Here is a 26,678-nt window from a genome sequence, read left to right on the forward strand (position 1 = left end):
TCATTATGATAGTAGCTTTTATTTTAAGGTTATTTTAAAAGAATAATTTATAATATAAGTACATAATGGATATACTTTAAGTAAGTAATAAAAAATGGAGGAATGCAATATATGGGAATGAAAAAAACGCTTTTAAACTTTATGAGGGAAGAAGCTTACAGACCAATGGATATACAAGAACTAGTAACAGTATTTGATATATCACAAGAGGAATATAAGCCTTTTAAAAAGACTTTAAAAACAATGGAAAAAGAAGGTACAATAATAAGAACTAAAAAAGATAAATTCGGGATTCCAGAAAGAATGGGACTAGTAAGAGGTAAACTTCAAGCTCACCAAAAAGGTTTTGGGTTCTTAATACCAGAAACTGAAGGTGAAAGAGATGTATTTATCCCAAGTTCATTTATGAATGGAGCTATGAACGGAGATAAAATATTAGTTCAAGTAACAAAAGAAGATAAAAATGGAACTAAAAAAAGAGAAGGTGAAGTTGTTGATATCCTTGAGAGAGGAAACAGCAAAATTATCGGTATATATGAAGGTAATAAGAACTTCGGTTTTGTAGTTCCAGAAGATACAAGATTAAATCAAGATATTTTCGTATCTAAAAAAGATAAAAATGGAGCAGAAGATGGAGATGTAGTTGTTGTTGAAATAACTAGATGGCCAGATCAAAGAAGAAGCCCAGAAGGTGTAGTTGAACAAGTACTTGGTAAAAAAGGAGATAAGGGCCTTGACATATTAACTATAATTAAAAAATATGGTCTGCCTGAAGAGTTCTCTGAAAAAATATTAAGCTATGCAGAGGGTGTATCAGAAACAATTGAAGATAAAGAATATAGAAGAAGAAAAGATTTAAGAAATATGAAAATGGTAACAATAGATGGAGAAGATGCTAAGGATTTAGATGATGCGGTATCAATAGAAAAATTAGAAAATGGAACATTTAAATTAGGAGTTCATATTGCAGATGTAACTCATTATGTTAGAGAACAAAGTCCTCTAGATAAAGAAGCATTTGACAGAGCAACTTCTGTTTATTTACTAGATAGAGTTATACCAATGCTACCAAGAAAGCTTTCAAATGGTATTTGTTCATTAAACCCAAGTGTTGATAGATTAACATTAAGCTGCTTTATGACAATAGATCAATCAGGAAAAATTATAGATCATGAAATAGCTGAAACTATAATTAATACAACAGCAAGAATGACTTATACAGATGTTACTAAAATTTTAAAAGATAAAGACGCAGAACTTATAAAGAAATATGAAAATCTACATCAAGATTTCTTAGATATGGAAGAGCTTTGTGCAATTCTTCGTAATAAAAGAATGAGAAGAGGAGCTATAGATTTTGATTTCCCAGAATCTAAAATAATATTAAATGAACTTGGAAAACCAGTTGATATTAAGCCTTACGAAAGAGGAATAGCTAATAAAATAATAGAAGAATTTATGTTAGCAGCAAATGAAACAGTTGCAGAATATATGCATTGGGCACATATGCCATTTGTTTATAGAATTCATGAAGAACCAGATGAAGAAAAATTAACTAAGTTTAAAGAGTTTGTTTATAATTTAGGATATGGAATTAGATGGACACAAGATGTTCAACCTAAACTGCTGCAAGAAGTACTTGAAAAGGTAAAAGGAAAACCAGAAGAACCAGTAGTAAGTAAATTATTATTACGTTCAATGATGCAAGCTAAATATTCACCAGAATGTGTAGGTCACTTTGGTCTTGCAGCTAAATATTACTGTCACTTTACATCACCAATAAGAAGATATCCAGATCTTCAAATACACAGAATTATAAAAGAGCATTTAAATGCTAAAATAGATGAAAAAAGAGCAGAAAAATTAGCTGTAATAGTTGATCAAACTTCAAAACAATCATCAGAAAGAGAAAGAGTTGCAGAACAAGCAGAAAGAGAAGTTGATGATTTAAAGAAAGCTGAATACATGCAAAATAGAATAGGTGAAGAATTTGAAGGAATGATATCATCAGTAACTTCATTTGGTATATTTGTACAACTACCAAACACTATAGAAGGTTTAGTCCATATTACTGAATTAGATGATGATTATTATATATATGATGAAGCTCATTTATGTTTAATAGGTGAAAGAACTAAAAAAGTATATAGACTTGGAGCAGTAGTTAAAGTTAAATGTACAAAAGTAGATATAGATAATAGAGAAGTCTACTTTAATTTAACAGAAGAAGAGGAAGCACCAAAAACAGAAATTAAGGCAAATAAAAAACTAGTTGATGAATTACTAGAAGTTAAAGAAGAGATGAAAACAAACTACGTAGACGAAGAGTAGAATGTTTATTTAATAGAAACAAATTTAAGGAAACTTCAAAAGCACTAATCTTTTAAGGTTAGTGCTTTTTCTTTACTTTCAACTTATAAATTATAATAATAAATTTTATGCGAAATTATATTGTTTATTTTATAATGCCTAAATGATAAATTTAGAACTTATAAATTTACAATTTGAAATTATATTGATATACTATAATTAATAAATAATAGAAATTTTAATGATTCAAGATACTTTCTAATCTTGGATACATTAAAATTTATTAGTGGGTGAAAAAAATGGTAAGAAAAAAAAATAGTAATACATTAGCTGAAAATAGAAAAGCAAGACATGATTACTTTGTTGAAGAAACAATAGAAGCAGGAATATCTTTAGTAGGAACTGAAGTTAAATCTATAAGAATAGGTAAGTGTAATCTTAAAGAAAGCTATGCAGATATATATAACGGAGAAATGTTTATTAAAGGAATGCACATAAGTCACTATGCGCAAGGAAACATTACAAACGTAGATCCGATAAGAGAAAGAAAGCTTTTACTTCATAAAGAACAAATAAAAAGATTTGATTTATTAGTAACTAGAGAAGGATTTACACTAATACCATTAGCTTTATATTTAAAAAATGGAAAAGTGAAAGCAGCTATTGGTTTATGTAGAGGTAAGAAAAATTACGATAAAAGAGATTCAATGCTAGAAAAAGCACATAACAGAGATATAGAAAGACAAATGAAAGAAAGTAATAGATAATAATTTTATTTAAGATAAAAGGCTCCTCATTTTGAGGAGTCTTTTTGTGCGTAAAAATATTAGGTTGTGCAAAATAGATCAGAATCTAACTAGTTATTTTTTAAGATTCCTAATGGATGTGAAAATAAATAACAAGCTAATATGAAATTAAATAGAAAATATTTACTGGATAGTATTGACAATAAACTTAGTTAGTTATATAGTTAATTACAATAGTAACTAACCAAGGAGTTATGCATAGTATATAACATAGAGAATTAGGCATTTGAAAAAATAATAAACTAGCAAATTGATATATTATTTTTTTGAAAGTCACTTATATAAGGAGTGATAATATGATTTTAGAATTAACAAATGACACGCCAATATATGCGCAAATAGCTCAAGCTATTGAAGATAATATTTTAAAAGGGATTTTTAAAGAAGAGGGAGTAATACCATCAACTACAGAAATATCTGTTAAGTTTAAAATTAATCCTGCAACAGTGGCAAAAGGGTTTAATTTATTAGTAGATGAAGGAGTTATATATAAAAAGAGGGGTGTGGGAATGTTTGTTTCAACAGGTAGTAAAAATTTGTTAATGGAAAAGAGAAAAGATAGTTTTTATAAAAAATATATAGTTTCTTTAATTGAAGAAGCTAAAAGATTAGATATTTCAACTGTAGATATTATAAATATGATTAAGAAGGAGGATTAATTTATGAGTACAATAAAGATTTCTAACATTACAAAAAACTTTGGGGATGTTTGCGCATTAAATGATGTATCTTTAACATTAGAGGAAAATAAAATTTATGGTTTACTTGGAAGAAATGGAGAGGGAAAAACTACACTTCTAAATCTTATGACAAATAGGATTTTTCCAACCCGTGGAACAATAACTATTGATGGTGAAAATGTTATAGAAAATGATAATGCTTTAGAAAAAATATATTTAATGGTTGAGAAAGATTTATATCCAGAGAGTATGAAAATAAAAGATATTTTAAAATGGACAGCAGAGTTTTATAAAAACTTTAACATGGATTATGCATTAGAGCTTTCAAAGAAATTTGGAATTAATATAAATAAAAAGTTTAAAGAACTTTCAACAGGATACACATCAATATGTAAAATAATAATTACATTAGCATCAAACGCAGAAATATTATTATTTGATGAACCAATACTTGGGTTAGACGCAGGTCATAGAGATTTGTTTTATAAGGAACTAATGGCAAATTATATAGAAAAGCCAAAAACAATTATACTTTCAACTCATATAATTGAAGAAGTAGCTGATATTTTAGAAAATGTAATTATAATGAAGGATAATAAAATTATTAAAAATGTAGAAGTAGAAGAGCTTTTAAAAGATTCATATACAATTTCAGGTTTAGACAAAAATGTTGATGATTATATAAAAGGAAAAAACTGTGTAAATGTAGAAACTATGGCTTCATTTAAAGCAGCAACTATAATTGGAGAAGTTACAAATAAAGAAAAAGAAGAGCAAATTAAATTAGATCTTAAAGTTTCAAAGGTAGAACTTCAAAAATTATTTATATATTTAACAAGTGAAGGAGGAGAAAAATAATGAAATGTTATAGTGTTGCAAAATATAATTTGGCTAGTGTTAAAAAATCAATGATAATATATTATTCTATATTTATTTCAGTTTTGATAGTTATGTCATATCTTCAAAAACATTATAGAGATGGGAATATAGTTTCATCTGGGATTGAGATATCTACTGTTATATTTTTATTTGTTATAGGGTTAAACTACTTTAAGGAAAATTTCTATTTTTCTCAAAGTAATAATATATCAAGGAAGACATACTTTAAAGGAACAATATTATCAATATTGATCATAGCAGCAATAGCATCATTATTAGATGTAATAATAAATAGAGTATATAATCTATTTACTAAATCTCCAACTGGTTATGATATGATTTTTACAAGTTTTAGAGATTTGGAAACTGCGGGTACAACGAGTATATGGATTCAAAATAATGATGTAGTAACATTGTTAAACACTTTTTTATTACAATTTTCAGTGTATATTATGATTTTTACATTAGGATTAACAATAGTATTAATATACTATAAGTGTAATAAATTAATGAAAACAATAATTTCAATAGGACCAATAATAATTGCAGGTACTTTCGAAAAATTATTTAGCGAAATAGGGATATTTATTCAAAATATATTAGGGTGGAATACAATGAATCCTTATGGAGCAATAGGAACATTTATAGTTATATTTATTATTTTAATAGGATTTATATATTTGTTAGTTAAAAAAGCAATAATTAAAGAAAGATAAGGGTAAATTAAAAAACAATAAGAGTGACTGGCATTTTAGTGTCAGTCACTTTTTATGTTCTAAAATATTTCAAAAAACAGAGCAGCATTTTAGCCTTTTTGAGCCTTTTTGTTATTTTTTTCATAGGTCTTATACAAGTTGTTTAAAATATGGTAATTGGATATAATAAAGGTATATTTATTTGGATATGCTTTAGGCATCATAAAATAGCGGAGATGTAAGTAAGTAGCTGATTAAAAGTAGAAGACTTAATTTCACTTTTAAATATATGATTTTAGAAGGGGTATATGAGGTAGGGGCAGTTTAACAAAAGGGGAGAAATTTATGTTAGATAATAAATTATTAGTTAAGGAGTCACATAAAAGAAGTAAGGGGTATGGCGTACTAAAAGAATCTATATATTCTAAAAAAATATTAGAGAATGAAGAATTATTAAGAATTTTAAGTAATAATAGTGAGCTTATTGAAATTTCAAGGCCTTATATAGATATGATGTTTTCATCTGTTCATGATAATGATTTTATTATAGTTTTAACAGATAAGGAAGGATGTATATTAAATATAAAAGGTGCTGAGTGGATAGTAAATAAATTTGATAAATTGAATTTAAAAATTGGTGCTTATATGGATGAGCAAAATATAGGAACTAATGCAATGGGGACAGCAATAAAAGAAGATAAGTGTGTTCAAATTACAGCAAATGAACATTATATAGAAAGCTTTAGGAGTTTAACTTGCTCTGCAGCACCAATTCATAATATATATGGGAAGATAATAGGAACTTTAAACTTAACAGGGAAAAGCAATATGAAGCACCCTCATACTCTAGGGTTAGTTGCCTTCGGAGTTAAAGCAATAGAGAATAATTTGGATAAATGCAAAAATGACACAAAGGGAGCTTTTTGTGATTTTAATGATATTATAGGGAAAAGTGCAGCTATAACTAATGTGATAACAAATTGCAAAATAATAGCTAATAGTCCATCTACAGTTTTAATTCAAGGCGAAAGTGGTACAGGCAAAGAGGTATTAGCTCAAGATATACATAACTATAGTTATAGAAGAAAAAATAAGTTTGTAGCAATAAATTGTGGAGCAATACCTGCAAACTTAATTGAAAGTGAACTATTTGGATATGAAGAAGGGACTTTTACTGGTGGAAAAAAAGGCGGTAAGATTGGGAAAGTTGAAATAGCAAATGGAGGAACTTTATTTTTAGATGAAATAGGAGAAATGCCTTTAGAGATGCAAGTTAATCTTTTAAGAGTACTTCAAGAAGGTGTTATAACTAGACTTGGAGGAAATGAAGAAATTCCAGTAGATATTAGAGTTATTGCGGCTACTAATAAAAACCTTAAAAAGCAAATAGAAAAAAGGGAATTTAGAGAAGATCTTTATTATAGGCTTTGTGTTATTCCAATAAAAATACCGCCATTGAGGGAAAGAAATGGGGATATAGAGGAGCTAATAGAATATTTTTTAAGAAAGAAATCATTTAAATTAAATAAGGTAGTACCAGAGATAAATAATGAATTATATAAAGATCTAGTTAATTATAATTGGCCAGGAAACATAAGGCAACTAGAAAATTATATTGAGAATATAGTTAATTTAGGTGGGAAATTATCTTTTGATTTAAGTGAGGATAATGATAGTAGTAAGGAAATATATAGTTGCATAGGAATAATTAGAGATGAAATAGAAAAGTCGAGAGTAGATATTAATATACTAGAAAAAGATTTGAATTTAGAAATTATAGAAGCTAGAACAATAGATACCGCAATGAAAGTTAATAATTATAATATCACTAAAGTTGCAATTGTCTTAGGTATAAGCAGAAATACTTTATATAATAAGATAAAGAAATATAATATAAAAAGCAAATAAAAAATACAGTAGACTATATTAAGATTTATTTAAATATATAAAATTATAGAGGAATATCAAAGTTGTATTGCCTGGTAATTGAAAAGAATATAGTGTAACAAAAACTAACAGTGTATTAAAAGCTAACAGTATTATAAAAATATAATGTTAACTTTTAGGACATTGTTATTTAATAGTAAATATTTTATATTTGAATAAATTGCTATAATAAGGCTATTACAAGAAAGTATGATAAAAAAATAACAATTGGCACGGTAGTTGCTATAAATATATATAAGGGATTTTTTTAAATAATTAATATCCTTAAGTTAATAAATTAGTAATATAAACTGATATAAAGAAATATAAATATAAAAGTATAATCTTTTAGAAAATTTTTAGTATGAAAATTTATTGATTATAATTTATTTAAAGTTAAAAAGGTATAAAAGAAATAGGGATTTAGGAGGAATTATTATGGCACGTTTTACATTACCAAGAGATATTTATCATGGCGTTGGGTCACTTGAAGTTCTTAAAACTTTAAAGGGTAAGAGGGCAATGGTAGTAGTTGGTGGAGGATCAATGAAAAGATTTGGTTTTCTGCAAAAAGTTGAAGAATATTTAAAGGAAGCTGGAATTGAAGTTGAACTATTTGAAGGTGTTGAACCAGATCCATCAGTTGAAACTGTTATGAAGGGTGCAGAAGCAATGAGAAGATTTAAGCCCGATTGGATAGTTGGAATGGGTGGAGGATCACCAATTGATGCAGCTAAAGCAATGTGGATATTCTATGAATACCCAGATTTCACCTTTGAACAAGCTGTAATTCCATTTGGATTACCTGAATTAAGACAAAAAGCTAAGTTTATAGCAATTCCATCAACTAGTGGAACAGCAACAGAAGTTACTGCTTTTTCAGTAATAACAGATTATAAAGCTAAAATAAAATATCCTTTAGCTGATTTTAACATAACTCCAGATATTGCTATAGTAGATCCATCATTAGCTCAAACTATGCCAGCGAAGTTAGTTGCGCATACAGGAATGGATGCGTTAACACATGCAATTGAAGCTTATACAGCAGGTTTAAGATCAAACTTCTCAGATCCTTTAGCAATGAAGGCTATAGAAATGGTTAAAGCTAATTTAATGCAATCTTTTGAAGGTGATGTAGAAGCTAGGAACTTGATGCATGAAGCTCAATGTTTAGCAGGAATGGCATTTTCAAATGCACTGCTTGGAATAGTTCATTCAATGGCTCATAAAGTAGGAGCAGTATTCCACATTCCTCATGGTTGTGCAAATGCGATATTCTTACCATTTGTTATGCAATATAACAGAGTAGAGTGTGAAGATAGATATGCAGATGTTGCTAGAATGTTGAAGTTAGATGGAAAAACAGATGTAGAGTTAACAGATTCATTAATAGAAATGATAAATGAATTAAATACAAAATTAAGTATTCCTCATACAATGAAGGAATATGGAATAACTGAACAAGACTTTAAAGATAATGTGAAGTTTATAGCACATAATGCAGTATTAGATGCTTGTACAGGATCAAACCCAAGAACAATAGATGATGAAACTATGGAAAAAGTACTAGAATGTACTTACTATGGTACAAAAGTAACGTTCTAATAAAAAATAAAAAAATTATCAGATGCCCTCTTTTTATAGGGGGCATTTTTAAAGTTATATTATTTCAGAAAAAGTTTCTTTTAAGAGAGCTGAAAATAGACTAGAATCTAAATAGTTAATTTTTGAAGCTCTCTAAATACATAAAATAATAGTAAAATAGTAATAAATTAATAATTTAAAATGCAGAATATTTTAATTATTATGTAAAAATAATATTGTTTATAAATTCAAATATGATAAAATGTAAACATTGTGTATAGAAAAAAGGGGGAGAAAAATATGTACAAAATAGTTAGTAAAAGGGAGCTTACAGATAACATATTCTTAATGGATATTGAAGCTCCAAGAGTAGCTAAATCTGCAAACCCAGGTCAATTTATAATTATAAAAAACGATGAAAAAGGTGAAAGAATTCCTTTAACAATTGCAGATTATGATAAAGAGGCTGGAACTGTAGCTATAGTATTTCAAACAGTAGGGGGCGGAACAAAGCAATTAGCAAGCTTTGAAGTTGGAGATTATGTTTCAGATTTTGTTGGACCACTTGGACAACCAAGCGAATTTATAACAGAAGATTTAGAAGAATTGAAAAAGAAAAACATAATATTTATAGCTGGAGGCGTAGGGGCAGCCCCTGTATATCCACAAGTTAAGTGGATGCATGAGCAAGGTATAAAATGTGATGTTATAGTAGGTAGTAGAAATAAGGAATTATTAATTTTAGAAGATGAGATGAGAGCGGTAGCTGGAAATCTTTATATAGCAACTGATGATGGATCTTATGGATTTAATGGTAGAGTTACAGATTGCCTTAAAGAACTAGTGGAAGTTAAAGGTCAAAAATATGACCATGCAGTTGTAATTGGACCAATGATAATGATGAAATTTATGGCGATGCTTACAAAGGAATTAAATATAAAAACAACAGTAAGTTTAAATCCAATAATGGTAGATGGGACAGGCATGTGTGGTGCTTGTAGAGTTACAGTTGGAGGGAAAGTTAAATTTGCATGTGTAGATGGACCAGAATTTGATGGCCATTTAGTTGATTTTGATGAATCTATGAGACGACAAACTCTTTATAAAAAAGAAGAGGGAAGAGCTCAGCTTAAAGTAGAAGAAGGAAATACTCATAAAAATGGTAGCTGTGGCTGTGGAGGTGACAAGTAATGAATATGGTAGATAGAATGAAAAGAACACCGGTAACAGAGCAAGCACCAGAAATTAGAGCAACTAATTTTAAAGAAGTATGTCTTGGATATAATGAAGAAGAAGCTATAAAAGAGGCAAATAGATGCTTAACTTGTAAAAAACCTAAATGTGTTGAAGGGTGCCCTGTAGCTATAGATATTCCAGGATTTATTGATTTTGCAAAGAAAGGAAACTTTGAAGACGCAGCAAAAGAAATAGCAAAGTATAGTTCATTACCAGCAGTTTGTGGAAGAGTGTGTCCACAAGAAAGCCAATGTGAAGGTAAATGCGTACTTGGAATAAAGGGAGAACCAGTTGCAATTGGTAAGCTAGAAAAATTTACAGCAGATTGGTCAAGAAGAAATAATGTGGATTTATCACAAACAGAAGCAAAAAATGGTAAGAAAGTAGCAGTTGTAGGAAGTGGCCCTGCTGGTTTAACTTGTGCAGGTGATTTAGCTAAAAAAGGATATGAAGTTACTATATTTGAAGCACTGCATGAAACTGGGGGAGTTTTAGTTTATGGTATTCCAGAATTTAGACTTCCAAAAGATGAAGTAGTTAAAGCTGAAATTGAAAATATAAAAAAATTAGGTGTAAAAATAGAAACTAATGTTGTTATAGGAAGAACTATAAAGATTGATGAGCTTATGAAAGAAGAAGATTTCAAGGCAGTATTTATAGGATCTGGAGCAGGTCTTCCAAAGTTTATGGGAATTCCAGGAGAAAATGCTAATGGAGTGTTTGCAGCTAATGAATTCTTAACAAGAGTAAACTTAATGAAAGCATATAAAGAAGATTATGTAACACCAGTAAATATTGGTAAAAAAGTAGCAATTGTTGGTGGGGGAAATGTAGCTATGGATGCTGCAAGAACTGCATTAAGATTAGGTTCTGAAGCACATATAGTTTATAGAAGAAGTGCAGAAGAGCTTCCAGCAAGAGCAGAAGAAGTACATCATGCAAGAGAAGAAGGAATAATATTTGATATATTAACTAATCCAACTGAAATACTTGTCGATGAAAATGGATGGGTTAAGGGTATGAGTTGCATGAGAATGGAACTTGGAGAACCAGATGCATCAGGAAGAAGAAGTCCAAAAGTTGTAGAGGGTTCAGAATTTGTAATGGATGTTGACACTGTAATAATGTCGCTTGGAACATCACCAAATCCATTAATATCTTCAACAACAGAAGGTTTAGATATTAATAAATGGCAATGTATAATTGCAGATGAAAATGGCTTAACATCAAAAATAGGTGTTTATGCTGGTGGAGATGCAGTTACAGGAGCCGCTACAGTTATACTTGCAATGGGAGCTGGAAAAAAAGCAGCTGCTGCAATAGATGAATATTTAAGATAATAAATGAAAACTTGCCGCTGAGGTTAATCCATAGAAGGGACTAACTTCAGGGGCAAAAACTTTTTTTTGTATTTTATTAGTAATGTATTTTATTTTTAACAGTTATGTATTAAAATGTAGTGAAGAGCATTTTCAACTTTATACATTAAAACAACAGGGGGATATATTATGATATCAGTAAAGAGAAAAGAAGATAAATTTTTTGACATGTTTGTTGATTTTTCAAAAAAGGTTCATAAATCTGCATTAATGATGAGGGATTTCATGAACGATACTAGTAATACTGAAGTAAAGTATCAAGAAATTAAAGACTTAGAAAAACAATGTGATGAAATGCTCCATTCAATTTATACAGAATTAGATAATAGTTTTATTACTCCAATAGATAGAGAGGATATACATGCAATCGGAAATGCCCTTGATGATATTATCGATTATATTGAAACTACTTCCAGTAGAATATTAATATTTGATATAAAGGAAACAAGAGGATACATAAATGAATTCTGTGATTTAATTGTTGAGGCAACTTCTGAAGTAATTAATTTAATGGTAGAATTTAAAATAATGAAAAAAAGTAAAATTTTACAGGAAAAAATTTGGTTAATTAATAAGCTTGAAGATGCCGGTGATAAACTATATAGAGATTCATTAAAACAATTATTTAAAGAAACAGATGCAATAGAAATAATTAAATGGAAAGAAATACTTGAACGCATGGAAAAGGCAATAGATTCTTGTGAAGATGTAGCTAATATGGTTAAAGGGGTTGTAATGAAGAATGCCTAGTTCCACAATTATAATAACAATAGTTATTGTTATATTAGCTTTAGGGTTTGATTTTATAAATGGATTTCATGATACAGCTAATGCAATTGCTACATCAGTAGCAACTAGAGTTCTGACACCTAGACAAGCTATAATAATGTCTGCTTCTCTTAATTTAGTAGGCGCATTAATTAGTGTAAAAGTTGCTACAACTGTAGGAGCAAATATTATAAAACCAGAATTTATGCCTCAAATTGCTGTAATTACAATGCTTATTAGCTCAATATGTTGGAATTTAATAACTTGGTATTATGGAATTCCAAGTAGTTCTTCTCACGCCCTAATAGGTTCATTACTTGGTGCGGGGATAACTTATAATGCTAGTTTTTCAATAGTTCAATGGGGTAATTTTATGTCGAAAATAGTATTGTGGCTTTTTTTATCTCCAATTATAGGGTTTTGTGTTGGGTTTGTATTTATGAAGATATTAAATGTAATACTTAGTCCATTTAAACCTAAATCTATATCTAAATTTTTCTGTAAAGCTCAAATTGCTTCAGCAGCTGCAATGGCATTTAACCATGGGTCAAATGATGCTCAAAAATCAATGGGTATTATAACTATGGCTTTAGTTAGTGGAGGATTAATAAGTGATTTCCATGTATATACTTGGGTTAAAGTTTGTTGTGCTATTTCTATGGCTTTAGGAACCTCTATTGGTGGATGGAGAATTATTAAGACTATGGGAGTTAGCATGGGTAAATTAACTCCAGTTAATGGATTTGCTGCGGAAACTAGTGCAGCGGCAATTATTTTTACTGCAACTATGCTTGACGCACCAGTTTCAACAACACAGATAATTTCAACTTCAATAATGGGAGTTGGTGCATCTAAAAGACTTTCATCTATAAGATGGGCTGTGGCAAAAAATATTGTATGGGCATGGGTTGTAACAATCCCAGTGTGCGCAATATTTGCAAGTTTACTAACACTTTTAATAAAGATGTTATAATATTTATAGGGATGTACATAATTAGTAAGGCTATGAAATTCTATAATTTCATAGCCTTACTGTTTTGAGAGAGAAGAATATTTATAAATATAAGGTGATTCCCAAAAAACACACTAATTTGATAGTCTATTTTGAGCCATATATCCCTTAATAATTAAGTTTTTTAGATTCTAATAATATAAGAAAAAGTGTAAATTAAATAAACATATAACTAAAATTATTTAAAAAAATTTGTTTAGGGTGTATAATGATAATATAAAAAAGTGACATAATTAATTATTAAGGCATTTAAAGAATGACATGTAGTATGTAATTGTTATTTATATATACCTTAAGGAAAGAGAGGGATTTTATGTATTTATCAAAGTTTACAGATTATTCATTTAGATCATTAATATATTTAGCAGTAAATAGAGAAAAACTTTGTACAGTTGAAGAACTTGCAAATAATTTAGATATTTCAGAGCATCACTTAAAAAAAATTATACATAAGTTAGCTAAAACAGAGTATATTATTTCTATAAAAGGAAGATCAGGTGGGATAAAACTTGGACTTGACCCAAAAGAAATAAACTTAGGGGAAGTTTTAAAAGTAACTGAGGATAATTTAAACATAGCAGAATGTTTTAATAAAGAGAATACGTGTCCATTTATAAGCGGTGGATGTAAATTAAAAGGTATTATGAATGATTCATTAAAATTATTTATAAAAGAGTTTTCTCAATATACCTTAGCTGATGTTATTTAAGAGAAATGTAGAAAAACAAAAGTGACGTATTAATGTTCTATTAACAAATAGAAATATAAAATTAGAACAGGAAGCAGCCTTCAATTATAAAATTGAAGGCTGCTTTTTTAGTTTATTATAATAGTTTTTTATTTTATATAATTTACTTTAGACACATGAACACCATTGTTTTCAAAATCACTTGAATCTTTTAATGATATATCTGAATCGGTAATAAGATGGGAAATGTCATTTATATCTCCACTACAGAAATTATGATGTTTACCGATTTTAGAATTATCCGCTAATATATATACCGGACCATTACAATGATTTATCATTTCTTTATTTATTAATGTTTCTTGAAGTACAGAAGTACTTATTCCTGAATCGGCAGCTATGCCACTTACCCCTAAAAAACATTTTGATGCTGTTATTTTTGATAGTATGTGTGTCGCAAAATCACCTACCATTGATTGTTTTCTACCATAAACTTGACCACCAGTTAAAACTAAATCAACATTAGGGCCAATAATTGAATTAAGCGATTTACCATTATTAGTAACAACAACAACTCTTTTATCTCCTAGATATTCAAGTATTAGAAGAGAGGTAGTAGCAGAGTTTATAAAAATTGTATCCCCATCTTCTATTAAGCTTGCTGCATATTTAGCAATAGCTTTTTTTTGTTTCTCATGCTTCATTGAAATATCAAGTTGATTAACATTAGAATCATCAAAACTATTAACTAGAACTGCTCCACCATAGTGCCTTTTAACAAAACCACTTTCTTCTAAAGCCTGAAGATCTCTTCTAATAGTAAGAGGAGAGGTTCGTAGTAGTTCAGCTAATTCTTCATTTTTTATTTCATTATTAGATTTTAAAATATCTAATATTTCATCTCTTCGTTTAGAAACTATACTTTGAGTTTTTTTCATAATAATATCCTCCTTAAAAACTAACATATCTAAATCTTACCTTAAATTAAATGTAAAATTAAGGTTTATCTAACTTATATACATTATAAAACAAATGTTCACAAAGTTCAAATAAAACATTCATAAAATAAAAAAAATAAAACATTCAAAAAAACCTTGAATATTTTGAATGTTTGATGTATTATAAAGTTACAAACAGACAAAGAGTTCTAAAAAAGAAAAAACATAGTTCAAAACAATCATTAATAAAAAACTAAATAAACAAACTAAATCAATAAAATAGACAAACAAACTAAATAAGTGAACTAATTAAATAAATTTTTAGGAGGAGATCAAAATGTCACAAATACAAAATATAACAAGAGAATCATGGGTTTTAAATACATTCCCAGAATGGGGAACTTGGTTAAATGAGGAAATAGAAGAAGAAGTCGTTAAACCAGAAACATTTTCAATGTGGTGGCTAGGGTGTACAGGCATTTGGGTTAAAAGTGAAGGTAGTACTAACTTATGTATAGATTTTTGGTGTGGAAGTGGTAAAAGAACAAGAAAGAATCCATATATAGATCCAGAACATCAAATGGCAAGAATGTGTGGAGGTAAGAAGCTTCAACCAAATTTAAGAGTAGCACCTTTTGTATTAGATCCATTTGGTATTAAGAAAGTAGATGCAATATTATCAACACATGACCATAATGATCACATCGATGTAAACGTTGCGGCTGCAGTAATGCAAAATTGTGATTCATCAATACCATTTATTGGACCAAAAGCATGTGTAGATAAATGGATTGGATGGGGAGTTCCAGCTGAAAGATGTATAGTTGTTAAACCAGGAGATATAGTAAAGGTTGGAGACATAGAAATAGTTGCATTAGAAGCATTTGATAGAACTGCTTTAATAACAGCACCTCCAAAGGGAGACCTAAGAGGTACAATGCCAATTGATATGGATATTAAAGCTGTTAATTACTTAATAAAAACTCCAGGAGGAAACCTTTATCATAGTGGAGATTCACATTACTCAAACTATTATGCAAAACATGGAAGAGATCATAAAATTGATGTTGCTTTAGGATCATATGGAGAAAATCCAAGAGGAATTACAGATAAGATGACATCAGTAGATATTTTAAGAATGGCTGAATCATTAAATACAAAGGTTGTTATTCCATTCCATCATGATATCTGGTCAAATTTCCAAGCTGATACAAACGAGATATTAGCATTGTATGATATGAAGAAAGATAGGTTACAATATAAATTTAATCCGTTTATATGGCAAGTAGGTGGGAAATTTATATTCCCAATAGATAAAAACAATAGAGAATATCATTATCCAAGAGGATTTGATGATTGCTTTGAAACTGAAATAAATCTTCCATATACATCATTCCTATAAAATAAAATTAGAGGGTTAGGTTTAACCCTCTAAATAAAAAAAGGAGGACAGGTCATGTTAAAGGAATTAATTAATAAGAAAAGATATTCTTTTCATGAGGGATTTGAAAATTGGGAGGAAGCAATAGAGGCTTCATGTAAACCTTTAATTGATGAAGGTGTAATAGAAAATTCCTATGTGAACGCTATAATAGAAAATGTTAAAAAATTTGGACCTTATATAGTAATCGCACCTAAGATATGCATACCCCATGCTCAAGAAGGCGTTGTAGGTGTAAATGATACGGCAATGTGCTTTATGAAAACCGAAAAACCAGTACACTTTAGTGATGACCCAGAGCAGGATGCAAATTTATTTTTTGTCTTAGCTTCAACAGATAGTGATTTACATATGAAAAATTTAATGGAAATGGTTAGTCTTATAGAAGATGAGTCAGTGGTTGAAAAGTTAATGGCCACTAGGTCAGTAGAAGATTTGAAAAAGTTACTTTAGCCTTTTAGGAATTGATAAATATCAAAATGTTAAGGGGGATTAATTAAAATGAACATTGTTTTAAAAATATGGGAATTTTTCCAAATAAATATATTAACTAATCCGGCATTCTTCATGGGATTTATTGTATTATTCGGATACTTATTATTAAAAAGACCTCTACATGAAGCATTTGCAGGCTTCATAAAAGCAACTGTTGGGTACTTAATTCTTAATGTAGCAGCTTCAGGACTTGTAGGTAACTTTAGACCTATATTAGCGGGGTTGAAAGATCGGTTTAATTTAACCGCAGCAGTAATTGATCCATATTTTGGACAAACAGCAGCACAAACAGCAATTGAAAATGCAGGAAAATCATTCTCAATGATGATGATAGTTTTACTAGTTGCATTTATGTTCAATATAGGTTTGGTTTTATTTAGAAAGTTTACTAAGATTAGAACAGTATTTATTACAGGCCATGTAATGGTTCAACAATCAGCAACAGCTTTATGGTTAGTATTCTTCGCATTCCCAAATCTTCAAGATACTAAAGTAGTAGTTATGCTTGGGTTGTTATTAGGAACTTATTGGGCAGTAGCTTCTAACCTTACAGTTGAAGCTTGCCAAGAGTTAACTGAGGGTGGTGGATTCGCAATTGGACATCAACAAATGTTTGGTGTTTGGTTAACAGATAAAATTGCAGGAAAAATAGGAAATAAAGAGAAAACAATAGAAGATCTTAAGTTGCCAGGTTTCTTATCAATATTTAGTGATAACGTTGTAGCAACAGGTATATTGATGATGTTCTTCTTTGGAATAATAATGACAATATTAGGACCTGATTTATTACATGAAATAGATAAGGGCTTTAGTCCAAATAGAAACTTTGGGTTCTATATAGTTGAAAAATCATTAAACTTTGCAGTTTATTTAAGCATATTACAACTTGGAGTTAGAATGTTCGTTGCAGAACTTACAGAATCTTTCCAAGGTATTTCAAACAAAATATTACCAGGTTCAATGCCAGCAGTTGACTGTGCAGCAGTTTATGGATTTGGTCCTTCAAATGCAGTAACAATAGGATTCTTATTCGGAGCAATAGGTCAATTCGTAGCAATTTTAGGATTAATAGTATTTAAAAGTCCAGTACTAATAATATCAGGATTCGTACCATTATTCTTTGATAATGCAACATTTGCAGTATTTGCTAATAAAAAAGGTGGATTAAGAGCAGCAATGATTATACCAATTGCAGCTGGGGTTATTCAAGTATTAGGTGGAGCTTTTGCAGCACATTACTTCCAATTAGCACAATATGGTGGATGGCATGGAAACTTCGATTTCGCCACAATATGGCCAATAATTGGAGTGTTAATGAATAAACTACAATATGTAGGTGTAGGAATTGCAATTGTAGCATTACTACTTATACCACAATTACAATATAGAAAAAATAAAAAGGGTTATTTCAAGATAGCAGAAAACTATGACGAGTATATTAGCGAAGGTTTAGGAAATAAATAATAATATGGAAACATAAATATAATAATATTTTAAATATTAAAAATTAAGGGGGAAATACAAATGTTAAAAGTAATAGCAGCTTGTGGAAATGGGATGGGATCAAGTCAAATAATAAAAATGAAGATAGCAAAAATTTTCAAGAAACTTGAAATAGAGGTATCAATTCACCATACAAGTATCGGAGAAGCAAAAAGCCAAGCCTCAGGTTATGATGTAGTATTTTGCTCAGAAGCCTTAAAATCAAACTTTAAGAGAGCAGAAGATGGTGGAACAATTGTTATAGGGTTAAAAAATCTTTTATCAGAACAGGAAATAGAACAAAAAATTGTAGAACATATAGTAAATAAAAAATAGGTAGAGACATTCAAATAAATAGACTGGCACACTGACTTTCTATTTATTTGAATATCCTTTAACATATTGGAGGAAATAAATTATGAAATTTGAAAAGAAAGTTTTAACAAATTTACATAGATGTTATGCAACTAGTAGCACTATGGTAAATGGAGAAAGAAATATATTATTAGCAACAGAAGGTGAAGGATCTTGTTATAGCTATACTGGAGAAGATTTTAAGCAAAACACTGTATGGGATGGCCCTGGTGGAACAATGTCAATGGTATCTGTGCCAGGAAAAAATGGAGACTTTTTAGCAGTACAAAACTTCTTTCCAACTTTCCAATCAGAAAATGCAACAATAGTATGGGCAAAACCAGTGGACGGTGGAACTTGGGATGTGAAAACATTATTTAAGTTACCTTATGTTCATAGATTTGACATACTACAAGCTAATGGTAAAAACTATTTCTTAGGTGCAACTCTTTGTACAACAAAGGAATTTAAAGAAGATTGGTCCAACCCAGGTAAAATATATGTAGGTGAAATACCAGAGGATTTAAATGAACCAATTAAACTAGAAATCATAAAAGAAGGCTTAACTAAGAATCACGGATATTGCAGAGCAACTTGGAATAAGGTAATGGCTGGATTAGTAACTTGTGAAGAAGGTGTATTTGTTGTAACTCCTCCACAAACATGCAAAGAAGAGTGGAAGATAGAACAAATAATGAATAAGCCAGTTAGTGACATTGCAGTTGTGGATATAGACGGAGATGGTGTGGATGAATTAGTAACAATAGAAGAATTCCATGGTGGAAACTTCTTAATAAATAAAAAAATTGATGGAGAATATAAAGTTGTGTACAAGTACCCTAAAGAAATGGATTTTGGACATGTAGTCTGGGGTGGTAAATTAAGAGGGATACCAAGCATAATTGGTGGATATAGAAGAAATGAAAAAGAATTATTTGTTATTCAATGCGATGACAAAGAAAAACTTACATTTAAAACAGAAGTTATAGAAGCAGGTATTGGTCCAAGCAATGTAGCAGTTATAAATGAAGAAGACAGAGATATTATAATATCAGCAAACAGAGAACTAGGAGAAGCGGCACTATATATAGTTAAGTAAGCCTCCAAATTTTACATTTGGCAAGGTGAACTTACTCATTCGAATGAACATGAGAAGGAGTTTTAGATATTGCCTCCAAATTTCACATTTGGCAAGGCGAACTTACTCATTCGAATGAATATGAGAAGAAGTTTTAGTTGAAAAATAAATACAATGAGTATGGGGAATTAAATAAAAACTCCATACTCCACTTTTTATCTAAAAATCAAATAGATGGAGGGATAGGTATGTTAGAAGAATTAAAAAAAGAAGTTTACGAGGCAAATATGTTGCTTCCAAAATATAATTTAGTAACTTTTACTTGGGGAAATGTATCAGGAATAAATAGGGAGCTCGGGTTAGTAGTAATTAAACCATCTGGTGTAGATTATGAAGTTATGGGACCTGAGGATATGGTAGTAGTAGATCTTGAAGGTAATGTAGTAGAAGGAAAGTACAAACCATCATCAGATACGCAAACACATGTGAAACTATATAAAGAATTTAGTGAAATTGGTGGGATTGTTCATACTCACTCAAGGTGGGCAACAATTTTCTCTCAGGCTGGAAGAAGCATTGTACCTTATGGAACAACTCAAGCAGATTATTTTTATAATGAAATCCCTTGTACAAGAGATATGACAAAGTCAGAAATAGAGGAAAACTATGAGTATAATACTGGTGGAGTTATAGTTGATACATTTAAGAAATTAAATCCATCACAGGTACCAGCTGTTTTAGTTAAAAACCATGGTCCATTTTCATGGGGAAAAGATCCTCTAGAGGCGGTTCATAATGCAGTTGTTTTAGAAGAAGTTGCAATGATGGCGTGGAATACAGAAATTTTATCAAGACAAACAATAGAAGCAATGCCAGAAGAATTAATGAATAAGCACTTTATGAGAAAGCATGGTCCAAACGCTTATTATGGACAATAGTGTTATAAGGGAGACAGATTATGAAGAATTATACATTAGGATTATATGAAAAATCTATGCCAAATACATTAAGTTGGAGTAAAAAACTTACTTGTGCAAAAGAATGTGGATTTGATTTTGTAGAGGTTAGCATAGATGAAACTGATGAAAAATTAGCTAGGCTAGAAATGACTAAAGAAGAAAGAAAAGCACTTGTAGATATTATGTTTACAGTAGGAGTTCCAATAAGAACAATGTGTTTAAGTGGACATAGAAAATATCCATTAGGTAGTTTAGATGAAGCCACTAGAAATAGAGGCATAGAAATAATGGAGAAAGCAATAGAGTTAGCTTGGGATTTAGGAATTAGAATAATTCAAATAGCTGGATATGATGTTTATTATGAAGAGGGTAACAAGCAAACAAGAAAGTATTTTGAAGAAAACTTAAAAAAATCAGTAGAAATGGCAGCTAAAAAAGGTGTAATTCTTGCTTTTGAAACTATGGAAACAGAGTTTATGAATACTGTTGAAAAAGCTATGAAATATGTTAACTTAGTTAACTCTCCATATTTGCAGGTTTATCCGGATTGCGGAAATGTAATGAATGCAACATTAAGTTATGGAACATCAGCAGTTGATGATTTTAAAACAGGAAAAGGACATCTTTGTGCTGTTCATTTAAAAGAAACTGTACCTGGAAAGTTTAGAGAAATTCCATTTGGAACAGGTCATGTTAATTTTGAAGAAATAATAAAAACAGCTTGGGATCTTGGAGTAAGAAAATTCACAGCAGAGTTTTGGTATGTTGGAAATGAAAACTGGAAAGATGTTATTAAGGATACAAGAAAATTCATGGATGAAAAATTTACTGTAATAGAACAATAATATAATGAAAAAATATTTGATTGGTTGGTGAATAGAATGAATAAGGAACATTTAATATCTGTATCAAAAGATGTTAAGAAAAATATTATAGAAATGATTTATGAAGCAAAGTCAGGACATCCAGGTGGATCGTTATCCTGCTCAGATATAATTACTTATTTATATTATGAAAAAATGAATATTGATGTAAATAATCCTAAATATAACGAAAGAGATAGATTTGTTTTAAGTAAAGGGCATGCAGCTCCAGCACTATATTCAGTATTAGCAGAAAAGGGATTCTTCGAAAAATCAGAGCTTAAGAACTTAAGAAAAATAGGAGCTTTGTTGCAAGGACATCCTGATTCTAAAAATATTCCAGGGGTTGATGTTTCAACAGGATCTTTAGGTCAAGGAATATCAAATGCTGTTGGAATGGCTTTAGGGCTTAGATTTCAAAAAAATCCAGCAAAGATATATACAATTTTAGGAGATGGAGAGTTACAAGAAGGTTTAGTTTGGGAAGCATCAATGGCAGCAGCTCACTATAAACTAGATAACTTAGTTGCAATTATAGATTATAATGGACTTCAAATTGACGGAAATAATGAAGAAGTAATGGGAATAAGCCCAATAGATAAGAAGTTTGAAAGCTTTGGATGGAATGTAGTTACTTGTGATGGCCATGACTACGAAGAACTTCACGAAGCATTTAATAAAACATCAGAAGTTAAAGGAAAGCCAAGTGTAATAATTGCAAAAACTGTAAAAGGTAAAGGCGTTAGCTTTATGGAAAATCAAGCAGGATGGCATGGACAAGCACCTGCCTTAGAACAAAAAGAAAAAGCATTAATGGAAATTGCTAACTAGGAGGTATTAATAATGGGTAAGGCAACAAGAGAATCATATGGAATGGCATTAGTTGAACTTGGATTAGAAAATGAAAAAGTTGTAGTTCTAGATGCTGATCTTTCTAAATCAACAAAGACAAATGATTTCAAAAATCAATTTAAAGATAGATTTTTTAATGCAGGTATCGCAGAACAAAACTTAATGGGCATGGCAGCAGGCTTCGCAAATGTAGGAAACATACCATTTGCAAGTACCTTTGCAGTGTTTGCAACAGGAAGAGCTTTTGAAATAATAAGAAATTCAATTTGTTATCCTAAAATGAATGTAAAAATAGCAGCAACTCACGCTGGTATAACAGTTGGAGAAGATGGGGGATCACATCAATCAATTGAAGATATAGCCCTTATGACTTCACTTCCTAATATGACAGTAATAGTTCCGGCAGATCACAGAGAAGCTATGCAAGCAACTAAAGCGGCTGCAAAATTTGATGGGCCAGTTTATTTAAGATTTGGTAGATGCAACACTGAAGATATTTTTGATGAAAATTATAAATTTGAAATTGGAAAAGGTGTAGAGCTTAGAAAAGGAAATGACATAACTGTTATAGCAACAGGAATGATGGTTCAAAAAGCAATAGAAGCTTCACGTATATTAGAAGCTGAAGGAGTTTACGTAAGAGTTATAAATATATCAACAATAAAGCCAATCGATAGAAAAATAATTATAAAGGCTGCAAGAGAAACTAAGGCAATAATAACAGCAGAAGAACATTCAATAATAGGTGGACTTGGAGCTAGGGTAGCGCAAGTTGTATGCGATGAGATTCCAACAAAAGTAAAAATGATAGGAATAAATGATGTGTTTGGACAATCAGGTACACCAGATGAATTAATGGAAAAATATAATTTAACAACTGAAGCTATAATAACTAAGGTTAAGGAATTATTAGGTTAATTATATATAGAAGGTAGTTAAGATAGTAGAAAACATTAGAGAATCAAAAGAAAATATTATTAATTATTTTTTGGAGATATCTTAAGATGAAAGAGGAGTGAATAGTATGAAAATATTTATTGATACAGCAAATATAGATGAAATAAGAAAAGCAAACGAGCTAGGTGTAGTATGTGGAGTTACAACTAATCCATCACTAATAGCTAGAGAAGGAAGAGATTTAAAGGAAGTTATAAATGAAATTTGTTCAATTGTAGATGGTCCAATTAGTGCAGAAGTTATGAGTCTAGATTCAACAGAAATGGTTGAAGAGGGAATCAAATTAGCAGCTATGCATAAAAATATAGTTATTAAGATTCCAATGTGTGAGGAAGGATTAAAGGCTGTAAAGCAATTAACAAAAAAAGGAATAAAGACAAATGTTACATTAATATTCTCACCTCTACAAGGGTTATTAGCATCAAGAGCAGGAGCTAGTTATGTTAGTCCGTTTTTAGGAAGATTAGATGACATAGGAAACCCAGGAATAGATTTAGTTAGACAAATATCAGAAATATTTGAAGTTCATAGAATTGAAACAGAAATTATAACTGCAAGTGTAAGAAACCCAATGCATGTATTAGATGCTGCACTAGCAGGATCACATATTTCTACAATTCCATATGGAGTTATTACTCAAATGGTTAAGCATCCATTAACAGATGGAGGAATAAAAAAATTCGTAGAAGATTATGAAAAGGCATTTGGAGAAAAATAAATAAGTTTAAAAAGGATATTGCAAAATTACTTTGCAATATCCTTTTTTCAATTAATACTAATTAATTGAAATGCTATATCATCATCACTAAAACCTAAATCAAAGGGAACATGAAATCTATTAACAGTATTAGAATTAACTAAAGGGTAACCATTAGAATCAAAAGTTGTAATAATAGATGAATATACTGGGATATCCCCCTTGCTGTAGAATATTAAATCACCTGCTTGTAAGTTTAAAAATGGAGATGAGGTATCAGTTACTTCAGATAATAAGTTTTGAATATCACTACTTTTAACTAGGGAACCTTTATTAGTATAAATAAGATAATCTTTAAGTTCCTTAGGGTTTATCCAAGCATCACTTATTTTAGGTGCTTTACTATCTTTTGAATTGTAAAACCAAGTTTTATCCTGTTTTAGAGAACCACCCACTTCATTATCACTTAGACATTGGGATACAAAATTAGTGGAATTACCCCCATAACTAAGGGCGGAGGCATTAAAATAATAGGGGTTATATTGGATAGAATCCTTATTAGTTAATATTCCAGAATATTTATCAGCATATTTAACAGCAGCAGATCTATTGTAGGCTTTATTTTCTTTAAAGTTTAAAGCTCTTCTATTAAAGTTAATATTGTATGTTTTATAAGATGTTAATGGAAGTTCCTTTTCAGTTAGATTAAAGTTATATTTTTTTAAAGCATTTTCAAAAGAATCAAAATAGTAATCTTTTTGTATAGTAAAGCCACTACCTATTGATTGCAATTCTTCAGTGTGAATTAATGTAATAGAAAATTTGTTTTTGACAGTAGGGTTTTCTGGGTAAATATAAGTAACAGTAAAAGTTTCATCTACCTCTAATTTAATTATAGTATTATTAATTTGTATATTTTTAATATAAGGGGTTGAAGTAATATCTTCAAAAATTATACCTCTTTCATTTGCAAAATCACGAAGATAGGCTATTCTTTTAAACTCGTGATGCAGTGAATATTTGCTATATGAATGAGATAAATCATAAAATTTATAAAGGTTCTCTACATTTCCAGTTAAAAAACTTTGATTTCTTGTAGAGAAAAAGTCATTTAAATAAGATGAAAGCTTTGTGTTTCTATCTTCATTAGAATCAGTAATAAAAGTACCAACATTAGCAGTTTCTTCGTAATTATAACTTTCCTTAGGGAATGAATACGGAACTAGAAAGTTATTAGTTGTTTTAGATAGCAAAGAGAAGAAACTAATAAACAATATGCTTACTAATAAAAAATATAAGGATAATGAGAAAATATTTTTATTTGTTTTTATAAATTTAATAAGATCATTTAAATAAAATTTCATAATAAAAACCTCCTTATATGTTTAAATATAGTGTGCTCAAAAGTTATAATAAATATTAGAAAAAAGGAAGTTTTTATAATAAAAAATGGCATGAAATTAAATATAAATTTCTTTCTAGTTATTTTAAAAAAGCTCCCTTATAATAAGGATAAGAAAAAATTAATTTGTGAATATAAAAAAGTAGGATAGAATAGGGATTAGTTTTTAAAAATAAACATTGAGAGGATGAAGTTAGATGATTAACATTAGAGTTGGAGTAGTTGGTACAAATAATATTACAGATTGGTTTTTAAGTGGAGCAAAAGATGTTGAAGGGTTTAAACTTGCAGCAGTATATTCAAGAAGTGAAAGTAAAGCTAGAGAATATGCAAATAAATATGGAGTAAAAGATATTTTTACAGACCTTGAGGAAATGGCTAAAAGTGATTTAATTGATGCGGTGTATATTGCTACCCCAAATTCATTACATTCAGAACAAAGTATATTATTTTTAGAAAATAAGAAACATGTGTTATGTGAAAAAGCCTTTGGATCAAATTTAAAAGAAGTTGAAGCTATGATTAAATCAGCTAAGGAAAATAAAGTTCTTTTAATGGAAGCTATGAAAACAACAATGCTTCCAAATTTCCAAGTTGTAAAAGAAAATCTGCATAGAATTGGTAAGGTAAGAAAATGTTCTGCAAGCTTCTGTCAATACTCATCAAGATATGATAAATATAAAAATGGAGAGGTTTTAAATGCTTTTAAACCAGAATTATCAAATGGGGCATTAATGGATATAGGGGTTTATTGTATTGAACCTATTATAAATCTTTTCGGAAAACCAAAATCAATAAAAGCAAACGGGCTTATGCTTGAATCAGGAGTAGATGGTAGCGGAAGTATAATTCTTGATTATGAAGACATGGATGGAGTTGTGATGTTCTCTAAAATTTCAAATTCATATTTACCATCAGAAATTCAAGGTGAGGATGGAAGCATTATAATAGAAAAAATAAACACATTCTCAAAAGTAAAATTAATATTAAAAAATGGAGAAGAAATAGATTTATCAAAACAGCAAGTTGATGATGATATGTATTATGAAGCAAAAGAATTTATTAGTTTAATACAAAATAAAGAATTAGAGTCAAAAGTAAACACATTTGAAACATCAATTAATACTATTGCAGTAATGGATGAAGCTAGAAGACAAATAGGTTTAGTTTATCCAGCTGATAAAAAATAAGAGATTC

The 26,678-nt window shown here is 29.6% G+C and carries 25 protein-coding genes; 23 read left to right on the forward strand and 2 right to left on the reverse strand.

All coding sequences use genetic code 11. From position 1 onward, the window contains the following. Positions 1-111: 111 nt before the first annotated feature. The 12 genes from rnr (at position 112) to J1C67_RS10735 (ending at position 13,984) form a co-directional block, all read left to right on the forward strand. On the forward strand, positions 112-2,331 hold the full coding sequence (rnr, locus tag J1C67_RS10680) for a ribonuclease R (RefSeq protein ID WP_089971909.1): 2,220 nt from the start codon (positions 112-114) through the stop codon (positions 2,329-2,331). Positions 2,332-2,609: 278 nt separating this feature from the next. Further along, on the forward strand, positions 2,610-3,077 hold the full coding sequence (gene smpB, locus J1C67_RS10685) for an SsrA-binding protein SmpB (protein ID WP_089971907.1): 468 nt from the start codon (positions 2,610-2,612) through the stop codon (positions 3,075-3,077). 335 nt (positions 3,078-3,412) lie between these two features. Further along, positions 3,413-3,775: a GntR family transcriptional regulator gene (locus tag J1C67_RS10690; RefSeq protein WP_089971905.1), complete on the forward strand. Its 363-nt coding sequence runs from the start codon at positions 3,413-3,415 to the stop codon at positions 3,773-3,775. Positions 3,776-3,778: 3 nt separating this feature from the next. Continuing rightward, the gene (locus J1C67_RS10695) at positions 3,779-4,654 is read left to right on the forward strand and encodes an ABC transporter ATP-binding protein (RefSeq protein WP_089971903.1); all 876 of its coding nucleotides are present in this window, start codon (positions 3,779-3,781) and stop codon (positions 4,652-4,654) included. Beyond that, on the forward strand, positions 4,654-5,391 hold the full coding sequence (locus tag J1C67_RS10700) for a hypothetical protein (RefSeq protein WP_167866785.1): 738 nt from the start codon (positions 4,654-4,656) through the stop codon (positions 5,389-5,391). The genes J1C67_RS10695 and J1C67_RS10700 overlap by 1 nt, the downstream gene beginning before the upstream one ends. 324 nt (positions 5,392-5,715) lie before the next feature. Next, positions 5,716-7,278 carry a sigma-54-dependent Fis family transcriptional regulator gene (locus J1C67_RS10705; protein ID WP_167866786.1) on the forward strand — a complete coding sequence of 521 codons (1,563 nt, stop codon included), beginning with the start codon at positions 5,716-5,718 and terminating at the stop codon, positions 7,276-7,278. Between the two features lie 456 nt (positions 7,279-7,734). Further along, positions 7,735-8,901 (forward strand): iron-containing alcohol dehydrogenase, encoded by a 1,167-nt coding sequence (locus J1C67_RS10710; RefSeq protein WP_167866787.1) that lies wholly within the window; start codon positions 7,735-7,737, stop codon positions 8,899-8,901. Positions 8,902-9,180: 279 nt separating this feature from the next. Then, the gene (locus tag J1C67_RS10715; RefSeq protein ID WP_089971896.1) at positions 9,181-10,071 is read left to right on the forward strand and encodes a sulfide/dihydroorotate dehydrogenase-like FAD/NAD-binding protein; all 891 of its coding nucleotides are present in this window, start codon (positions 9,181-9,183) and stop codon (positions 10,069-10,071) included. Next, positions 10,071-11,456, forward strand: a complete 1,386-nt coding sequence (gltA, locus tag J1C67_RS10720) for an NADPH-dependent glutamate synthase (RefSeq protein WP_167866788.1) — start codon at positions 10,071-10,073, stop codon at positions 11,454-11,456. The genes J1C67_RS10715 and gltA overlap by 1 nt, the downstream gene beginning before the upstream one ends. 168 nt (positions 11,457-11,624) lie before the next feature. After that, complete coding sequence (locus tag J1C67_RS10725) at positions 11,625-12,245, forward strand: DUF47 domain-containing protein (RefSeq protein WP_089971892.1); 621 nt, start codon at positions 11,625-11,627, stop codon at positions 12,243-12,245. Beyond that, positions 12,238-13,236, forward strand: a complete 999-nt coding sequence (locus J1C67_RS10730) for an inorganic phosphate transporter (protein WP_089971889.1) — start codon at positions 12,238-12,240, stop codon at positions 13,234-13,236. The genes J1C67_RS10725 and J1C67_RS10730 overlap by 8 nt, the downstream gene beginning before the upstream one ends. Before the next feature lie 352 nt (positions 13,237-13,588). Then, complete coding sequence (locus J1C67_RS10735; protein ID WP_089971887.1) at positions 13,589-13,984, forward strand: RrF2 family transcriptional regulator; 396 nt, start codon at positions 13,589-13,591, stop codon at positions 13,982-13,984. Between the two features lie 128 nt (positions 13,985-14,112). On the opposite strand, the gene J1C67_RS10740 is transcribed toward J1C67_RS10735, so the two are convergent. Next, a complete protein-coding gene (locus J1C67_RS10740) occupies positions 14,113-14,901 on the reverse strand; it encodes a DeoR/GlpR family DNA-binding transcription regulator (protein ID WP_089971885.1) in 789 nt (262 codons plus the stop codon). A gap of 337 nt (positions 14,902-15,238) precedes the next feature. Here J1C67_RS10740 and ulaG point away from each other — a divergent pair, with 337 nt between their 5' ends. From ulaG to fsa, 10 genes are all read left to right on the forward strand, one after another. Continuing rightward, entirely contained in the window at positions 15,239-16,303 is a 1,065-nt protein-coding gene (gene ulaG, locus J1C67_RS10745) for an L-ascorbate 6-phosphate lactonase (protein ID WP_167866789.1), read from the forward strand. A gap of 54 nt (positions 16,304-16,357) precedes the next feature. After that, entirely contained in the window at positions 16,358-16,795 is a 438-nt protein-coding gene (locus J1C67_RS10750) for a PTS sugar transporter subunit IIA (RefSeq protein WP_167866790.1), read from the forward strand. 48 nt (positions 16,796-16,843) lie between these two features. Further along, entirely contained in the window at positions 16,844-18,301 is a 1,458-nt protein-coding gene (locus J1C67_RS10755; protein WP_089971878.1) for a PTS ascorbate transporter subunit IIC, read from the forward strand. A 60-nt stretch (positions 18,302-18,361) separates the two neighbouring features. After that, on the forward strand, positions 18,362-18,655 hold the full coding sequence (locus tag J1C67_RS10760; RefSeq protein WP_089971876.1) for a PTS sugar transporter subunit IIB: 294 nt from the start codon (positions 18,362-18,364) through the stop codon (positions 18,653-18,655). An 82-nt stretch (positions 18,656-18,737) separates the two neighbouring features. Continuing rightward, positions 18,738-19,772, forward strand: coding sequence for a hypothetical protein (locus J1C67_RS10765; protein WP_167866791.1), 1,035 nt, complete (start codon positions 18,738-18,740; stop codon positions 19,770-19,772). Positions 19,773-19,999: 227 nt separating this feature from the next. Continuing rightward, positions 20,000-20,689 (forward strand): L-ribulose-5-phosphate 4-epimerase, encoded by a 690-nt coding sequence (locus J1C67_RS10770; RefSeq protein ID WP_167866792.1) that lies wholly within the window; start codon positions 20,000-20,002, stop codon positions 20,687-20,689. Positions 20,690-20,709: 20 nt separating this feature from the next. Further along, positions 20,710-21,555 carry an L-ribulose-5-phosphate 3-epimerase gene (locus J1C67_RS10775; RefSeq protein ID WP_167866793.1) on the forward strand — a complete coding sequence of 282 codons (846 nt, stop codon included), beginning with the start codon at positions 20,710-20,712 and terminating at the stop codon, positions 21,553-21,555. A gap of 36 nt (positions 21,556-21,591) precedes the next feature. After that, a complete protein-coding gene (locus J1C67_RS10780; RefSeq protein WP_167866794.1) occupies positions 21,592-22,404 on the forward strand; it encodes a transketolase in 813 nt (270 codons plus the stop codon). A 12-nt stretch (positions 22,405-22,416) separates the two neighbouring features. After that, on the forward strand, positions 22,417-23,343 hold the full coding sequence (locus J1C67_RS10785) for a transketolase family protein (RefSeq protein ID WP_167866795.1): 927 nt from the start codon (positions 22,417-22,419) through the stop codon (positions 23,341-23,343). A 106-nt stretch (positions 23,344-23,449) separates the two neighbouring features. Continuing rightward, positions 23,450-24,100 (forward strand): fructose-6-phosphate aldolase, encoded by a 651-nt coding sequence (gene fsa / locus J1C67_RS10790; RefSeq protein ID WP_167866796.1) that lies wholly within the window; start codon positions 23,450-23,452, stop codon positions 24,098-24,100. Between the two features lie 47 nt (positions 24,101-24,147). Here the strand turns inward: fsa and J1C67_RS10795 are convergent, their stop codons facing one another. Beyond that, positions 24,148-25,443 (reverse strand): amidase domain-containing protein, encoded by a 1,296-nt coding sequence (locus J1C67_RS10795; protein ID WP_167866797.1) that lies wholly within the window; start codon positions 25,441-25,443, stop codon positions 24,148-24,150. Between the two features lie 235 nt (positions 25,444-25,678). On the opposite strand from J1C67_RS10795, the gene J1C67_RS10800 reads away from it, so the two are divergent. Beyond that, entirely contained in the window at positions 25,679-26,671 is a 993-nt protein-coding gene (locus J1C67_RS10800) for a Gfo/Idh/MocA family protein (RefSeq protein ID WP_167866798.1), read from the forward strand. The last annotated feature ends 7 nt before the right edge of the window (positions 26,672-26,678 follow it).

The organism is Clostridium gasigenes, assembly GCF_017348895.1.
In the GTDB taxonomy this organism is placed as follows: Bacteria; Bacillota; Clostridia; order Clostridiales; family Clostridiaceae; genus Clostridium; species Clostridium gasigenes.

Excerpts from the sequence above, each read along its gene's own strand:
- rnr (WP_089971909.1), top strand. The coding sequence starts at position 112 with ATGGGAATGAAAAAAACGCTTTTAAACTTTATGAGGGAAGAAGCTTAC.
- smpB (WP_089971907.1), top strand. The coding sequence starts at position 2,610 with ATGGTAAGAAAAAAAAATAGTAATACATTAGCTGAAAATAGAAAAGCA.
- J1C67_RS10690 (WP_089971905.1), top strand. The coding sequence starts at position 3,413 with ATGATTTTAGAATTAACAAATGACACGCCAATATATGCGCAAATAGCT.
- J1C67_RS10695 (WP_089971903.1), top strand. The coding sequence starts at position 3,779 with ATGAGTACAATAAAGATTTCTAACATTACAAAAAACTTTGGGGATGTT.
- J1C67_RS10700 (WP_167866785.1), top strand. The coding sequence starts at position 4,654 with ATGAAATGTTATAGTGTTGCAAAATATAATTTGGCTAGTGTTAAAAAA.
- J1C67_RS10705 (WP_167866786.1), top strand. The coding sequence starts at position 5,716 with ATGTTAGATAATAAATTATTAGTTAAGGAGTCACATAAAAGAAGTAAG.
- J1C67_RS10710 (WP_167866787.1), top strand. The coding sequence starts at position 7,735 with ATGGCACGTTTTACATTACCAAGAGATATTTATCATGGCGTTGGGTCA.
- J1C67_RS10715 (WP_089971896.1), top strand. The coding sequence starts at position 9,181 with ATGTACAAAATAGTTAGTAAAAGGGAGCTTACAGATAACATATTCTTA.
- gltA (WP_167866788.1), top strand. The coding sequence starts at position 10,071 with ATGAATATGGTAGATAGAATGAAAAGAACACCGGTAACAGAGCAAGCA.
- J1C67_RS10725 (WP_089971892.1), top strand. The coding sequence starts at position 11,625 with ATGATATCAGTAAAGAGAAAAGAAGATAAATTTTTTGACATGTTTGTT.
- J1C67_RS10730 (WP_089971889.1), top strand. The coding sequence starts at position 12,238 with ATGCCTAGTTCCACAATTATAATAACAATAGTTATTGTTATATTAGCT.
- J1C67_RS10735 (WP_089971887.1), top strand. The coding sequence starts at position 13,589 with ATGTATTTATCAAAGTTTACAGATTATTCATTTAGATCATTAATATAT.
- J1C67_RS10740 (WP_089971885.1), bottom strand. The coding sequence starts at position 14,901 with ATGAAAAAAACTCAAAGTATAGTTTCTAAACGAAGAGATGAAATATTA.
- ulaG (WP_167866789.1), top strand. The coding sequence starts at position 15,239 with ATGTCACAAATACAAAATATAACAAGAGAATCATGGGTTTTAAATACA.
- J1C67_RS10750 (WP_167866790.1), top strand. The coding sequence starts at position 16,358 with ATGTTAAAGGAATTAATTAATAAGAAAAGATATTCTTTTCATGAGGGA.
- J1C67_RS10755 (WP_089971878.1), top strand. The coding sequence starts at position 16,844 with ATGAACATTGTTTTAAAAATATGGGAATTTTTCCAAATAAATATATTA.
- J1C67_RS10760 (WP_089971876.1), top strand. The coding sequence starts at position 18,362 with ATGTTAAAAGTAATAGCAGCTTGTGGAAATGGGATGGGATCAAGTCAA.
- J1C67_RS10765 (WP_167866791.1), top strand. The coding sequence starts at position 18,738 with ATGAAATTTGAAAAGAAAGTTTTAACAAATTTACATAGATGTTATGCA.
- J1C67_RS10770 (WP_167866792.1), top strand. The coding sequence starts at position 20,000 with ATGTTAGAAGAATTAAAAAAAGAAGTTTACGAGGCAAATATGTTGCTT.
- J1C67_RS10775 (WP_167866793.1), top strand. The coding sequence starts at position 20,710 with ATGAAGAATTATACATTAGGATTATATGAAAAATCTATGCCAAATACA.
- J1C67_RS10780 (WP_167866794.1), top strand. The coding sequence starts at position 21,592 with ATGAATAAGGAACATTTAATATCTGTATCAAAAGATGTTAAGAAAAAT.
- J1C67_RS10785 (WP_167866795.1), top strand. The coding sequence starts at position 22,417 with ATGGGTAAGGCAACAAGAGAATCATATGGAATGGCATTAGTTGAACTT.
- fsa (WP_167866796.1), top strand. The coding sequence starts at position 23,450 with ATGAAAATATTTATTGATACAGCAAATATAGATGAAATAAGAAAAGCA.
- J1C67_RS10795 (WP_167866797.1), bottom strand. The coding sequence starts at position 25,443 with ATGAAATTTTATTTAAATGATCTTATTAAATTTATAAAAACAAATAAA.
- J1C67_RS10800 (WP_167866798.1), top strand. The coding sequence starts at position 25,679 with ATGATTAACATTAGAGTTGGAGTAGTTGGTACAAATAATATTACAGAT.